This is a genomic window from Archangium primigenium, assembly GCF_016904885.1.
Lineage (GTDB): Bacteria > Myxococcota > Myxococcia > Myxococcales > Myxococcaceae > Cystobacter > Cystobacter primigenius.
On the sequence record NZ_JADWYI010000001.1, the window covers coordinates 1,626,753 to 1,639,663 of the forward strand.

At 70.0% G+C, this 12,911-nt stretch carries 10 protein-coding genes; 4 read left to right on the forward strand and 6 right to left on the reverse strand.

Annotation, left to right across the window (positions count from 1 at the left end; genetic code table 11):
• Positions 1-23 precede the first annotated feature (23 nt).
• Positions 24-2,168 (forward strand): hypothetical protein, encoded by a 2,145-nt coding sequence (locus I3V78_RS06985; RefSeq protein WP_204485534.1) that lies wholly within the window; start codon positions 24-26, stop codon positions 2,166-2,168.
• A gap of 123 nt (positions 2,169-2,291) precedes the next feature.
• Complete coding sequence (locus I3V78_RS06990; protein WP_204485535.1) at positions 2,292-3,029, forward strand: hypothetical protein; 738 nt, start codon at positions 2,292-2,294, stop codon at positions 3,027-3,029.
• Positions 3,030-3,081: 52 nt separating this feature from the next.
• Here the strand turns inward: I3V78_RS06990 and I3V78_RS06995 are convergent, their stop codons facing one another.
• The 3 genes from I3V78_RS06995 to I3V78_RS07005 form a co-directional block, all read right to left on the reverse strand.
• A complete protein-coding gene (locus I3V78_RS06995) occupies positions 3,082-5,130 on the reverse strand; it encodes a putative metal-binding motif-containing protein (RefSeq protein WP_204485536.1) in 2,049 nt (682 codons plus the stop codon).
• 74 nt (positions 5,131-5,204) lie between these two features.
• Positions 5,205-5,756, reverse strand: a complete 552-nt coding sequence (thpR, locus tag I3V78_RS07000) for an RNA 2',3'-cyclic phosphodiesterase (RefSeq protein WP_204485537.1) — start codon at positions 5,754-5,756, stop codon at positions 5,205-5,207.
• 4 nt (positions 5,757-5,760) lie between these two features.
• Entirely contained in the window at positions 5,761-6,330 is a 570-nt protein-coding gene (locus I3V78_RS07005; RefSeq protein ID WP_239576331.1) for a metal-dependent hydrolase, read from the reverse strand.
• Between the two features lie 38 nt (positions 6,331-6,368).
• Between I3V78_RS07005 and I3V78_RS07010 the strand changes: the two genes are divergently transcribed.
• Positions 6,369-7,616 carry an adenylate/guanylate cyclase domain-containing protein gene (locus tag I3V78_RS07010; RefSeq protein WP_338023480.1) on the forward strand — a complete coding sequence of 416 codons (1,248 nt, stop codon included), beginning with the start codon at positions 6,369-6,371 and terminating at the stop codon, positions 7,614-7,616.
• On the opposite strand, the gene proS is transcribed toward I3V78_RS07010, so the two are convergent.
• A complete protein-coding gene (gene proS, locus I3V78_RS07015) occupies positions 7,610-9,043 on the reverse strand; it encodes a proline--tRNA ligase (protein ID WP_204485538.1) in 1,434 nt (477 codons plus the stop codon). The two genes, I3V78_RS07010 and proS, sit on opposite strands and share 7 nt — an antisense overlap.
• 611 nt (positions 9,044-9,654) lie before the next feature.
• Here proS and I3V78_RS07020 point away from each other — a divergent pair.
• Positions 9,655-10,107 (forward strand): hypothetical protein, encoded by a 453-nt coding sequence (locus I3V78_RS07020; protein WP_204485539.1) that lies wholly within the window; start codon positions 9,655-9,657, stop codon positions 10,105-10,107.
• Between the two features lie 3 nt (positions 10,108-10,110).
• Here I3V78_RS07020 and I3V78_RS07025 read toward each other — a convergent pair whose 3' ends face one another.
• Positions 10,111-11,442 carry a family 16 glycosylhydrolase gene (locus tag I3V78_RS07025; RefSeq protein ID WP_204485540.1) on the reverse strand — a complete coding sequence of 444 codons (1,332 nt, stop codon included), beginning with the start codon at positions 11,440-11,442 and terminating at the stop codon, positions 10,111-10,113.
• 73 nt (positions 11,443-11,515) lie between these two features.
• The gene (locus I3V78_RS07030) at positions 11,516-12,757 is read right to left on the reverse strand and encodes a saccharopine dehydrogenase family protein (RefSeq protein ID WP_204485541.1); all 1,242 of its coding nucleotides are present in this window, start codon (positions 12,755-12,757) and stop codon (positions 11,516-11,518) included.
• Between the last annotated feature and the right edge of the window lie 154 nt (positions 12,758-12,911).

Genomic DNA, 12,911 nt, shown 5'->3' on the forward strand with positions numbered 1-12,911 from the left:
AAAGGTTTGGAGAGGTGACTGTGATGCTGCGCAAGGTCCTCGGATGGCTGTTGCTGGGGGTACTCTCCGCGTGCACCCAGCCGGAGGGCGGGTGCGAGTCGAACGCTCAGTGCTTGCTGGGCGCGACCTGTGAACAACGCATCTGCTCCTTCTCGGCGGAGGCGCCTCCCGAGACATGCCAGCCCGCCTGCGCGTCTTACGAGGCCTGCTCGGCGCGGGCTCGCCAGTGTGAGGCCCGGTACTCGGGACTGACGCTGTCCCCTGAGGACGGCACCCTGCTGGGCGGCGGTGAGCGCGTCATCGAGGCGCGCCTGGAGGTGGCCAGCGGCTTCAACGCGGTCTATCCGGAGACGCTGGTGTTCACCGTGGCCGCGGAAGATGGGAGCGCCGCCGTCGAACTGACGGGCGTGGAGCGTGAGGGCGGCGTCTATACCGTCCGCTGGACGCCCCCCTCGGATGGGTCCTTCCGCGTGACGGTGGCCTATCCGGAAGCGGGCGGCCCGAGCCAGGCGGCCCTCCTGACGGTGGATACGACCGGGCCGGTCTTCACGGTCACCGTGCCGGCTCCCGAGGTGGGCAGCGCGGATGGCGGTACGACGTTCACGGATCCGGACGTGGCCTACGCGAGCGCGTGGAAGCGGGATCAGATCCTGCCCGTGCAGATCCGCACGGACGAGCCGCATCTGGATTCGAGCCAGTTGAGGGTGTCACTCAAGGGCACGGATGGAGCGGCCACGACGCCCGTGGAGGTGGTGCCCTTCACGACCGATTGCGATGCCAGGTTCTGCGGCACGGCCCGGTTGAAGCTCTGGGAGCCCACGTTCAACACGTTCCGAGGCTCGATGCCCATCGTGGTGCAAGGGCGGGACACCGTGGGCAACGAGGGCTCTAGCAACCCCGCGGAGCCCAAGGTGGCGGTGACCCGGTGGAAGTGGGTGTTTGATGCGCAAGGCACGATCAGAACAACGCCTGCGATTGGTCAATCAGGATTTGTCTATCTCGGAATGTCTACCGGCCCGAGCGGAAGGGTGTTTGGCCTCAAGGCGGACGGTCGAAAGTCTTGGGAGACGTCGTTGGGCGCCGTCGAGGGCGGAATCGCCGTCGGCGCCAACAATGCAGGCGCTGAGCTTGTCTACGTGGGGGCGAGAACGAGCAGTGGTGCGTCGCTCTACGCCTTGCGCGGAAATGACGGCAGCACGCTCAAGAAGTGCCCGGAAACCGGAGGCGGGGTCTTCGGGACGGGCACCCTGATTGGCGGAATCGGAGTGGGCGCACTGGGTGCTTCGTCTATCGAGACGGCGGTCACGATCTATAACGGCACCGACAGTTCGGCGGGTGATCCGAGCAACATCGTCAGTGTGGACTCCAGTGGTGCCTGCTACTCCTCTGGAGTGACTTCTGGTGATGCAATCGGCTCCGTGGTGCAAGACGGGCCTGTTGCCATTCGGGGAAAAGACCTGTTCTACCCGTCATCGGGCGACACGGGCGCGAAACTGGCCAGTTATGTGTATGGAGCCGCTACGCCGAGCGCCAACTGGCCCGTGGGACTGTCCTACATTCCGCGAAGTCTGGCGCTCGTCGGAACCAACGTGTTCGCTTCGACCGCGAGTACGGACTCGATCAGGGGTGGGGTTCTGCGGATCCCTCAGTCTGGCGGGGAGTCCAATGTGACTCCTGTCTACCCGGCGGGGACGGCCTTGGACGCCAGGGTCTACGGGCTGGCCGTGGGTGGGAACGACGAACTCTTTTTCGGAACGCAGGCGGTCAGTTCGCTGACGTTCACGCGAGTGCCTCCCGAGGGTCTTTCGAAGAGTGAAACGAGCACGGTGAACGTGCGGGCCTCGCCGGTGGTGGGAACCCGGGCGGTCTACTCCGCGTCCACGGGTGGCGTCGTCGACGCGCGCGCGAAGGACTCGCTCTCGCTGATCTGGCAACTGGCGCCAGGGGTGGGGACCGTGAACTCCTCGCCCACGCTGGACTGCTCGCGGGATGCCTCGGGCGCGGCGATCCCCGGGGCTCCCGGCGTCCTCTACGTCCCCGCGGGCGGCAAGCTCCATGCCTTCGTCGTGGACGGCGCGGGCCTGGACTCCTCGGCCAAATGGCCCAAGTACCAACACGACGCTCGCAACACCGGCAATCCGGACACGGTCATCCCTCCGTGTCCTTGATGCACGAGGACCTCGCTCCTCGCGCCGCAGTTCCCGACACGTCGAACGCAGTGAACGGAGGCGGGAGCCGTCAGGGTGCCGTCTCCGGCAGTACCTTCCTTCCACAACATTGGAGCCTCACGCATGTCTCCCCTGTCTCGGCTGTTCGTTGCCATCGCCACGCTGTCCCTCGTGGGTCTCGCCTGCGCGACCTCGGGCTCGGCCTCCAACGCCTCGTCCTCCGTCGAGGAGGTCGCCAATGAGGGCGCTTCCGAGGACACCAAGACCCCCACGCCCCTGCAGAAGCTGACGGCGCCCGAGGGCTTCACCGTCCTCTTCCCGGGCACGCCCGAGGCCCAGCGCAGCAAGGTGGCAGTCCCCGGTGGCGAGGTGTCCACCGCCGCCTGGTCCGCCGACGTCGAGGGCGTCCTCTTCTCCGTGAGCACGCTCGACTACCCGGAGTCCGTGGTCGCCGCCCGTCCCGCCTCGGACTTCTTCGCCGGCGGCAAGGCGCAGCTCGTCAGCAAGCTCAATGGCACCATCAAGTCCGAGGAGAACATCACCCTCCAGGGCTACCCCGGCCAGGCCCTCACCATCTCCTCCGACTCCGGTGAGGTCCGCGCGCGCAACTACCTCGTCGGCGCCCGGCTCTACACCCTGCTCACCCGCTACAACCCGAGCGTCGGTGCCCCCCAGGTGGACGAGTTCCTCGGCTCGCTCGAGCTGATCAACCCGCCCCCCGCCATCACCCCGGTTCCCCGCTCCACCCCGGGCGCGGACGCGGGCACGGCCGGTGACGGTGGCACCTCGTCCCCCGACGCGGGCTCGTCCGACGCGGGCACGCCCGGCGCGGACGCGGGCACTGCCCGTCCCCGGAAGTAGTCGGTCTCCGAGGACTCGCGTGACTCCGGTCCGCGAGTCCTCGTCCTGTGCCCTACTGGGGCCAGTGCAGGCGGCGGCTCTGCTCTCCGACGACCCAGAGGTTGCCGGGGTTGTTGCCCGCGATGTCGTTGAGCGGCTTGCCGGGATTGACCTGATGCACCTGGCTCCAGGTGTCGTTCCGGCCGTAGCGATAGATTTTGCCCGCGCTCGAGGTGACGTAGATGGAGCGCTTGCCGAAGGCGACCACGGACAGCAGGTCCTCGCTGGTCGGCGACTTGTGCGTGTTCCAGCTCGTGCCATTCCAGATGAGCACCGAGCCGCCGTCCCCCACGGCGTAGGCCAGCCGCGGGTTGACCACCCACACCGCCCGGAGCCGGTTGTTCACCAGGGGGAGGGTGCCCGTGCTCTGGATGGTCTCCTTCGCCCAGGGCTGCGCCCCCGCCGTGTAGCGGTAGATGCGCGCTTCACCGGAGAGACCCAGGAAGTTCGGCTCGTTGCCGCCCACCGCGAACAGCACCTCGCGGGAGAGGCCGTGCACGTCGTAGACGGGCTTGTCGACATCCTGCTGGCCGAGGTTGCTCGTCTTGTTGCTCCAGAACATCCGGCCCGCGGAGCTCGTCGTTCCTCCGAAGTGCACCTCGAGGCTCCCATCCGACAGGCGGACTTCCGTGAACCCCTGCACGTTCGTGCCCGTGGCGTGATTGCCACTGTTCTGCAGACACGCGCCCGCCACGGCATGTCCACCGATGAAGCTGTTGGCCCCCGCGAACAAGCCGTCACCTCCCTGGAGCGAGGCCCAGACCACGTTGAGGTCGAGCGTGCCCGAGCACTTGCCCGCGGGGATGCTGAAGGAGGCCTGCCCGGGGGCGCGCAGCTCGTATTTCGAGCCGCCCACGACCCACACGCCCTGGCCGTCGTTCCAGAGCGACACGGAGCGCCACACGTCCGCGGCCCCTCCCGATGAGGACTCGTCCTTCCACGTGGGCCCGCCCGCGGGGCACACGCCGCCCTCGTCCGATATGTCGTTGCAGTTGTTGTCCTCCTGGTCGCACAACTCGTCCGCGCCCGGGAAGGTGAAGCGGTTGCCGTCGTTGCAGTCCCCGCCGCGTGTGATGTACCCCTCGACAGGTGCCAGACAGGTCTTCACGGCGCCATCGCTCCGGCCGTAGGAGTCCAGGTCGTCGTCCGGGTAGTAGGTCGTGGGCTGATCGACGTAGACGCACTGCGCGGCGCGCTCGGACGTGCACGCCTTCTTCTGCCGGCAGCCGTTGAGCTGCGCGCACGTCTCCTCCAGGCCGTAGCCCTCGTCCGTGTTGCCGTCGCAGTTGTTGTCCTGGCCGTCGCAGAGCTCCTCGGCGCTGGGTTTCACCTTCGCCTGGGTGTCATCGCAGTCCCCGTCCTGTTGGGCGTAACCGTCGCGCGTGCTCGTGCACGACTCCACGGCGGGGCCGGTTCCATAGCCGTCGCCGTCCTGGTCCAGGTAGAGCCGGTAGGTGGCCTGGGTGGGCTTGCACTCGGCGCCCCCCGTCGCCGTGCAGGCGATCGCGCCTCCACACTGCGACGCGTTCGTGCACGACTGCCCCACGTTGTAGCCCTCGTCCCGCGTGCCGTCGCAGTTGTCGTCCCGTCCGTTGCACAGCTCGGGTTGCCCGGGGTTCACCGTGGCCTGGGTGTCGTCGCAGTCCGTGCCCCGCATGGCGGCGGTGACGTAGCCATCGCCATCCGCGTCCCGCGCCGTCAGGCTCAGGGTGGTCTTGACGATCTGCCCGTCCTCCACGGTCACCGTGGTGGACTGGGTCTCCACGGGCGTGCCCTCGCAGCCACGCTCGTAGGCGAGCGCGGTCACGCGCACGGAGGTGCTCCAGCCCGCCTCGCGCCAGGCCCCCACCGTGAGCTGCCCGCCCGAGCTCTTCGCCGCGAGCTCGTCCTTCACGTCCTTGACGCGCTCGGTGCCGGTGCCGTTGGCGTCCTGGATGCTCACGCGCACGCAGCCGGGTTTGAACTCGGGAAAGGCGACGGTGAGCTGGACGGCGCCCTTGTCACGACAACCAGCAGCAACCAGGGCCAGGAGGCTCACGACGAGCAGGGAGCGCGGGGACATGGGGCTTCATCATGCCCCACTTCCCGGCCGACTCGCGCGGCGGGGCCGCTTCACCGCGAGTGTGCCCGGAGGGCTCAGGGCGTGCCCAGCGGGAAGTCGGCGCGCGGGTGGTAGCGGCCCCCCTGGCTCTCGAAGAGCACCACGCGCTCCACCCGGGCGGTGCCCCAGCGGGCCGCCTGGAGCGCCTGGACGCACGCGGCCAGCTCCCGGTCGCCTCCGGGGCTCCGCGCGCGTGCCAGGGTGAGGTGGGCCACGTACTCGCGATGCTCGGGCTCGAAGCCCAGGGGCCCGAGCGCCGCCGCCACGTCCGCCTGGAGCGCGCCCAGCGCGGCCGTGTCCCCGCCCACGCCCGCCCAGAGGACCCGGGGCCGCTCCGGAGCGCCGAAGCCGCCCCCTCCCTGGACGGAGAGCTCCAGGGGCGCGTGCGCCGCGCCCACCGGACGCAGCACCCGCTCCACCTCGGCGGCGCGCGGCGCGTCCACGTCTCCGAGGAAGCTCAAGGTGAGGTGCAGATTGGCGGGCGGCACCCACCGCGCGCGAGGGGCGTGACGCGACAGGTCGCGCAGGGCGTCCGTGACGGTGGCCTCGAGGGCCGGGCCCAGGGTGACGGCGACGAAGAGGCGCATGGGGTCAGCTTTCTCCGGCCACGGTCGGCCGACGGCGGCGGGGCCAGAGGGCGTAGGCCCAGAAGGGAAGGAAGAGCAGCGCCTCCACGGCGAGCACGTAGGCGCCGCGCGCGGAGAGCATGCCCCCACCAATGGGGGCCACGGGGATGGGGCGCCAGGGGAAGAAGTGGCGGGCCTCTTCGAAGGGCCACAGGAGCGCCGGGCCCAGGCCGCCCGTGGTCATCGCGTCCAGGGGGCCGTGGCTGCCCACGGCGAGCAGCGTGAGCAGGCCGGCGGAGCGGGCGGGGCCTCCCACCGCGCGGGTGAGCAGCGCCACGCCGAGCGCCACCGCCGCGGCGAGGACGAGCGAGTGCGAGGCGCCCCGGTGTCCCCAGGTCGCCGCGTAGGGAATGCCCAGCGCGAAGGCGACGACGTCCGCGTCCGGCAGCAGGGCGAGCGCCGCGCAGGCCAGCATGCGCGGGGCCAGACTCCGCGTGGGGGTGTCCCTCGCGCTCACTCGTGCCAGCGCCATGCCCACCGCCACGTGACCGAAGCTCGCCATGAGGACCCCGCGGTGCACTCGGGTGGCCGTCATCTGGAGCGGCCGCCGAGGCGGGTATAGCCTGCCGCGCCGTGAGCACCGGGTCCACCGTCGACGACATCCTGCAACAGCGGTTCGATGCGCAGCGCGTGCGCATGGGCCGGTGGGTCTACCGCTTCCGCGTGGTGGGGCTGCTCGGGTGGCTGGCCTGCATCGTGCTGTTCGAGTGGCTCACGCCCTGGCGCTGGGTGGCGGCGTATGCGGTGTTCGCGCTCGGCCTGTGGGCCGGCAGCCGCCTGGTGCGCGGGGTGCGCCGCTGGCCGGACGTCGGCGTGATGCTCCTGGACATGTCCGCCCTGTTCGCCATCCAGTACACGGCGGTGTCCCTGTCCAGCCTGGCGCAGATCATCGCGGGCCTCACGGTGGGCATCTACATCGTCCTGGTGATGCTGATGGCCCTCCTGGGCAGCCCCTGGCCGCGCCTGGCGCTGGGGACCCTCTGGGCCATCGTGCTGGAGACGACGCTCTTGCATCGCGCGGGCATCGCGGTGGACCTCACCCTGCCCGGGGTCGGCCTGACGCTCGGGCTCGCGGTGCTGGTGGCGGGCTACACCCGGCGGCAGATGCACCGGCTGGTGCGCGAGGTGTCGCGCGAGCAGACGCACCGCACGCGCCTGGGCCGCTACTTCTCCCCCGAGGTGGCCCGCCGCATCCTCGACACGGGCAACGACTCCACGCCCCGCGAGGGAGAGCACCGCGAGGTGACGCTGCTGTTCGCCGACATCCGCGGCTTCACCGCCATGTCCGAGCGCATGGAGAGCCCCCAGGTGGTGCGCCTGCTCAACGAGTACCTGGGCCGCATGGTGGAGGTGGTGTTCCGCCACGGGGGCACGCTCGACAAGTTCATCGGCGACGGCATCCTCGCGTACTTCGGCGCCCCGCTGGAGTTGCCCGGCCATCCGCGCGCCGCGGTGGCCTGCGGGCTCGCCATGCTCGAGGCGCTCGACGCGCTCAACGCGGAGCGCCAGACGCGGGGCGAGGAGCCCCTGTCCATCGGCATCGGCATCCACACGGGCCGCGTGGTCATCGGGGACGTGGGGCCCGAGCAGCGCCGCGAGTACACCGTCATCGGCGACGCGGTGAACCTGGCCAGCCGCATCGAGGGGCTCACCAAGAAGGTGGGCGTGCCGCTGCTCGTGTCGGGCATCACCCGGGAGCGCTGCGGCGACACGCTGTCCTTCGTGGAGGCGGCTCCGCTGCCCGTGGCGGGCAAGGCGGAGCCGGTGGTGACGTACGTGCCCGGGGGAGCCCCGGGCCCGCTGCGGGGGCCCGCTCAGTAGGCCTTGGAGAAGACGATGCGGCCGGGGGACGGCTCGCCGGTGACCACGCACTTGCCCGGCTCCTGGGCGAGCGCGAAGGGCCGGTTGCGCGTGGTGAGGCCCGTCTCGTCCTTGATGCGCGCCTCCACCTTGGGGTCCAGGTTCCAGTGCGCGAGCAGGAAGCCGGCGTCCGCCTTCTCCTTGAGCTCCTCGTAGCTGTTGACCTCGAAGGTGTGCGCCTCGCGGTAGGCCTTGGCCTTGTCGAACAGGGCCTTCTGCATGGCGTCCAGCATCTCCTGGGCCTTGGCCACGGCCTGCTCCAGGGGGATGAACTCCTTCTGGCGCACGTCGCGGCGCACCATCACGCACGTGCCCTTGGCCAGGTCCTTGGGGCCCAGCTCCACGCGCAGACAGGTGCCGGTCAGCTCGTGCTCGTTGTACTTGAAGCCCGGGCTCTTGGTGTCGTCGTCGTCCACCACCACGTTCAGGCCGGCCTTCTTGAGGTCCGCGGCGAGCGCGTGCGACTTCTCCAGCACCTGCGCCTTCTCCGCGTCGCTCGCCTTGCCGGCGATGGGGATGATGACCACGTGCACGGGCGCGAGCCGGGGCGGCACGATGAGGCCCGCGTCATCCGAGTGCGTCATGATGAGGCCGCCGATGAGGCGCGTGGACACGCCCCAGGACGTCTGCCACACGTGGTGCTGCTTGCCGTCACGGCCCTGGAACTGGGTGTCGAAGGCCTTGGCGAAGTTCTGCCCCAGGTTGTGGCTGGTGCCCGCCTGCAGCGCCTTCTTGTCCTGCATCATCGCCTCGATGCTGTAGGTGCGCAGCGCGCCGGCGAAGCGCTCGGACTCGGACTTGCGCCCCGTCATCACCGGCATCGCCATGTAGTCCTCGGCGAACGTCCGGTAGACCTCGAGCATCTGCAGGGTCTCCTTCTCCGCGTCCGCCTCGGTCTCGTGGCAGGTGTGGCCCTCCTGCCAGAGGAACTCGGTGGTGCGCAGGAACAGGCGCGTGCGCATCTCCCAGCGCATCACGTTGGCCCACTGGTTGAGCAGGAGCGGCAGGTCGCGGTAGCTCTGGATCCACTTGGCGAAGCTGCGGTTGATGATGGTCTCGCTGGTGGGCCGGATGACGTAGGGCTCGTCCAGCTTGGAGCCACCCGCGTGGGTGACCACGGCGAGCTGGGGGTTGAAGCCCTCGACGTGCTCGGCTTCCTTCTTGAGGTAGCTCTCGGGGATGAGCAGCGGGAAGTAGGCGTTCTTGTGGCCCAGGTCCTTGAACATCTTGTCGAGGACCCGCTGCATGTTCTCCCAGATGGCATAGCCATTGGGACGGATGACCATGCAGCCCTTCACGTCCGAGTAGTCGGCGAGCTTCGCCTTCTGGACCAGGTCCACATACCACTCGGAAAAGCCCTTCTCGCGCGGCGCCAGCTTCTCGGCCATCTGCTTGAAATCCTTCGGAAACGGGTGAGGCCCGTTGCCTACGCCGACCCCCCGCCAAAAGCAATGCCCCCGCGACGGGTCGGAGGGGGGAGGAGGTCCTGTGATACACTGATGCACCGTGGAAAAGCGCACGCCTCCTGCTCTGCGCGAGCCTCCTCCTGGGCGGAGGTTGTGGCGCCGCGCGTCCATCGGTCGCGAGCGCACGGACGTCCGAAGGGGTCCGCGGCCCCTGGGCGGAAGTGGCCTCCATCGAGATGCCCACGGGAGATGCGTCCATCCCGATCGATCTGCTCCGAGACGTGGCCGAGGCCCTCCTGAAGCGTCCTGGTGCCACGGTCTGCGATCCCACGACCCGGCGGCCGATCGCCGGTCTGTCCATGGAGTACTGCTCGACGGTCTATGTCGCGGGAGACCGGGGCGCGTTGTCCTGGCGGGTGTCCGAGCCGAGGGCGGGAAACCATGAGTCCTGCGGCCCCTCCTTCCTGGTCGAGGAGCCTCGGAGCCAATGGATGACCCTCGGTCGCTGTACTCCCCAGCGGGATCGCCGCTCGCCGCAGTGCGATGTTCCGCTCCGCTTGTTGCGTGAGTAGGCGTCAGGTCAGGAGAGACGGATGTTCAAGGCGCATGCTGTCGCGATGCTCTCGATGGTGCTCGGGGGCTGTGCCCTCTTTCCGCGCACCCCCTGGGAAGGGCCTGTCGAATGGCCGGAAGAGGGTGCGCGCAAGGAGCTGGTTCCCTTCGCCCACGCCGAGGCCGTGGCCGCCGCGGCCGCCGCTCTCCGGGCGATGGTGAAGGAGAACCCGTACCCGGACTTGTTCGTGGGGTGCTCCACCCCCGAGCAGGGCTTGGACGTCGCCGTCTTCACGGGCCCCACACCGGGCCTGTACTACGTCCTGGTGGACCAACGCTTCGACCGATGTGGCGGGCCCACGGTGCGCGTGCTCGATGGTTGGTACGAGTATGCCGTCACCGCGCGAGGCGAGGTCGTGGGCAAGGCACCGCCCCCTCCCGGGGACATGGAGATGCCCGCCCTCGCGCCGCCGCCCGTTCCAGAAACCCCGTGAGCCTCAGCGCTCCAACTGGATGTCGTCGAACAGCACCGAGCGGCCATCGCCGCCCAGGGGCTCGAAGGCCAGGCCCCGCACGGCCGAGAGCGTGAGCCCGTCGTTGGGCGCTCCGGCGGGCTGCCAGTCCGTGCGCCGCTTGAAGGCCGTCATCGGCACGCTCACCCACTTCCAGCCCACGAAGTCGTCCTGGAAGCGGTACTCGAAGCGCTCGATCTTGTCCGGGCTCGGGCCGTTGTCGCGCAGCTCCAGCCGGAACGGGTCACCCGTGGCCGTGCCCCGGAACCAGAAGTTCAGGTAGCGCACGCCCCGCCAGTCCATGGGCGAGGGGAAGGTGCGCTCGGCGGCCCCGTGCGCGTTGGCCTTCACCGAGTACTCCATCGCCATCGCCCGGCCCTGGTGCCCGTAGTCCGTCTGCCACAGGTTGACGCGCGCCCCGTCGTCCACGTGCCCCGGGGACCAGAGCTCCGCCGTGTTGCCCGCCTCGAAGCCCTCGAGGATGTCCGTGGGCGTGGCCGGCCCGTGGCGGATGTTCTGGATGCCGCTGGTCAGGGGCGCGCCCGGGTACTCGAACACGCCGAGCCAGGACTCGGTCGCGGGCCCCACGCCCGGCCAGAAGTTCATCACGATGCGGCCGGGCGTCACCGGCAGGGGGCCGTTGAAGCCCGTCTCGCTGTGCACCCGCCGCCCGTCCACGTACCAGTGCAGCGCCGCGCGCGTCCATTCCAGCCCGTAGATGTGGAAGGACTCGGAGGCGTCGAAGGGCAGGTCGATCGTCGCCGCGTCGTGGCGCTTGCCCTCGCTGATGTAGGTGAGCCGCAACTGCTGGGGGTTCTTGCCGAGGAAGGCCATGCCCACCTCGTCCCAGCGCGTGTTCTCGAAGGGGCCCGTGGTGAGGGCGAACGCCGTCATGGTGCCCGGGGCGCGCGCGGGCTTGAGCCGCACCTCGTAGCGGCCGTAGCCATGGTAGCGCTGGGAGGCGAACTCCCCCGAGGCATAGGGTCGGCCCCCACAGCCCTCGGGACAGGACTCGGTGTCGAGCGTCAGGTGGAGCGTGCCCTCGGTGAGGCGCACGTGGTCCGCGCGCCAGCCCGCGTTGAAGTCCTCGCTGCTCACCCAGCCATCCGAGGCCCGCCAGCGCGACAGGTCCAGGGTGGTGAGCCGATCGTCGAAGGCCGTGTCTCCGCCCACCCAGGCGAGGGAGGGCGGGGCGCCCACGTCCACCTTGGGCGCCTCGCCTGGGTTCTGGGTCCCGGGCACCGGCGTGGACGGGCCTCCACAGCCCGCCAGCAGCAGTCCGAGCGCCACCCGCTTCCAGTTCGTCTCCAGCGCCATGGGGTCCGCCTTCCTCTCCGAGCGACGTGCGAGGGGGAAGTCTACCCCACCCGGGCGGGGCCCGGTTCCGGGCCTATGCTTGGACGTCGAACGTCATGCCCGCGCGGCGCAGGCGCTCGATGAGCGTGGTGCCCATGCTGGAGGCGGGGGTGAGCACGCCGCCCTCGGCCTTCACGTCGTCGAAGGCGAGGCAGAGCGCGGCCTCGGCGAGCATCCGGCTCGTCGCCGCGTAGCCCGGGTCTCCCTTGGCGGCCACCTTGCCCTCCAGGCGCACGCGCGCGCCCGCCTGGGACGTGCCCTCGCCCAGGAGCTTCACCACGAAGTAGCCCTTCTCGCGCTGCTCCGGGGTGGGGCCCTCGCCTGGCGCGGGCAGCACGTGCTTCTCCAACTGGCGGCGCAGGGCGGGCACGCTCGCGACGCCGAAGAAGGCGCCCAGGCCGGCCACCATGCCCGACGCGGTGAGCAGGCCCTTCACGCCGCGTCCGAAGGCCGACGCCTCCGAGTACAGGAAGTCCTTGCCCCAGGGGTAGCCGAGCAGGGCGTTGCTGCGGCGCACCACGCGCGTGTTCACCGAGGCCATGAAGAAGGGGCCCGTCCACTGGCCCAGCTCCTCGCTGTAGCGCAGGCCCATCTGGTCGCGCTCCTCGGGGCGGCCCCGGCGCGGCTCGGGATCCAGCGCGTGCGGGTTGCCCATCACCCGGCGCAGGGACGGGTCCTTCTCCAGCTCGTCGAACATCTGCGTCATGCTCGCCGCGGTGCCGCCGCTCACGCCGCCGCTCATCTTCACCGTGTAGTAGCGCACCTGGTCCAGGTGGCTCCCGTGCCGCTCGCGCATGGCCTCCTGCATCATGAGCACGCCCAGGTCCGAGGGAATGGAGTCGAAGCCACAGGTGTGCACGATGCGCGCGCCGCTCTCGCGCGCCTGGGTGTGGTGCGCGTCGATCATCCGGCGCATCCAGTGCACCTCGCCCGTCAGGTCGCAGTAGTCCGTGCCGTTGCGCGCGCACGCCGCCACCAGCTCGCTGCCGTGGCGCGCGTAGGGGCCCACCGTGCTGATGATGACCCGCGTGCGGCCCACCAGCGCGTCCAGGGACGCCGCGTCCCGCGCGTCCGCGAGCACGAGGGGCAGCTCGGCGTGGGCCGCGCCCAGGCTCGCGCGCACCTGCTCGAGCTTCGCGCGGTCACGTCCCGCGAGCGCCCAGCGCGCGCGGTGGGTGTCCTGCGTCCGGGCGAGATAGTCGGCGACGAGGCGGCCGGTGAAGCCAGTGGCTCCCCACACGATGACGTCGAATTCGGTTTTAGAGGCTTTGGGCATGGCGGGGGTTTGCCTGGAGCTGATTCAGGAATCAATCATCTCCCGCCCGCTTCCTCTCCGGCCGGACACCTCGGGGTAGGGAAGACTGCGCCGGGAGGGGCTGCCATCATCCGCCGTTCCCATGCGATTCGACCGACTTCTCGCCGGCCTGTGT

Coding starts and splice junctions, on each gene's coding strand:
- I3V78_RS06985 (WP_204485534.1), top strand. CDS start 24: ATGCTGCGCAAGGTCCTCGGATGGCTGTTGCTGGGGGTACTCTCCGCG.
- I3V78_RS06990 (WP_204485535.1), top strand. CDS start 2,292: ATGTCTCCCCTGTCTCGGCTGTTCGTTGCCATCGCCACGCTGTCCCTC.
- I3V78_RS06995 (WP_204485536.1), bottom strand. CDS start 5,130: ATGTCCCCGCGCTCCCTGCTCGTCGTGAGCCTCCTGGCCCTGGTTGCT.
- thpR (WP_204485537.1), bottom strand. CDS start 5,756: ATGCGCCTCTTCGTCGCCGTCACCCTGGGCCCGGCCCTCGAGGCCACC.
- I3V78_RS07005 (WP_239576331.1), bottom strand. CDS start 6,330: ATGACGGCCACCCGAGTGCACCGCGGGGTCCTCATGGCGAGCTTCGGT.
- proS (WP_204485538.1), bottom strand. CDS start 9,043: ATGGCCGAGAAGCTGGCGCCGCGCGAGAAGGGCTTTTCCGAGTGGTAT.
- I3V78_RS07020 (WP_204485539.1), top strand. CDS start 9,655: ATGTTCAAGGCGCATGCTGTCGCGATGCTCTCGATGGTGCTCGGGGGC.
- I3V78_RS07025 (WP_204485540.1), bottom strand. CDS start 11,442: ATGGCGCTGGAGACGAACTGGAAGCGGGTGGCGCTCGGACTGCTGCTG.
- I3V78_RS07030 (WP_204485541.1), bottom strand. CDS start 12,757: ATGCCCAAAGCCTCTAAAACCGAATTCGACGTCATCGTGTGGGGAGCC.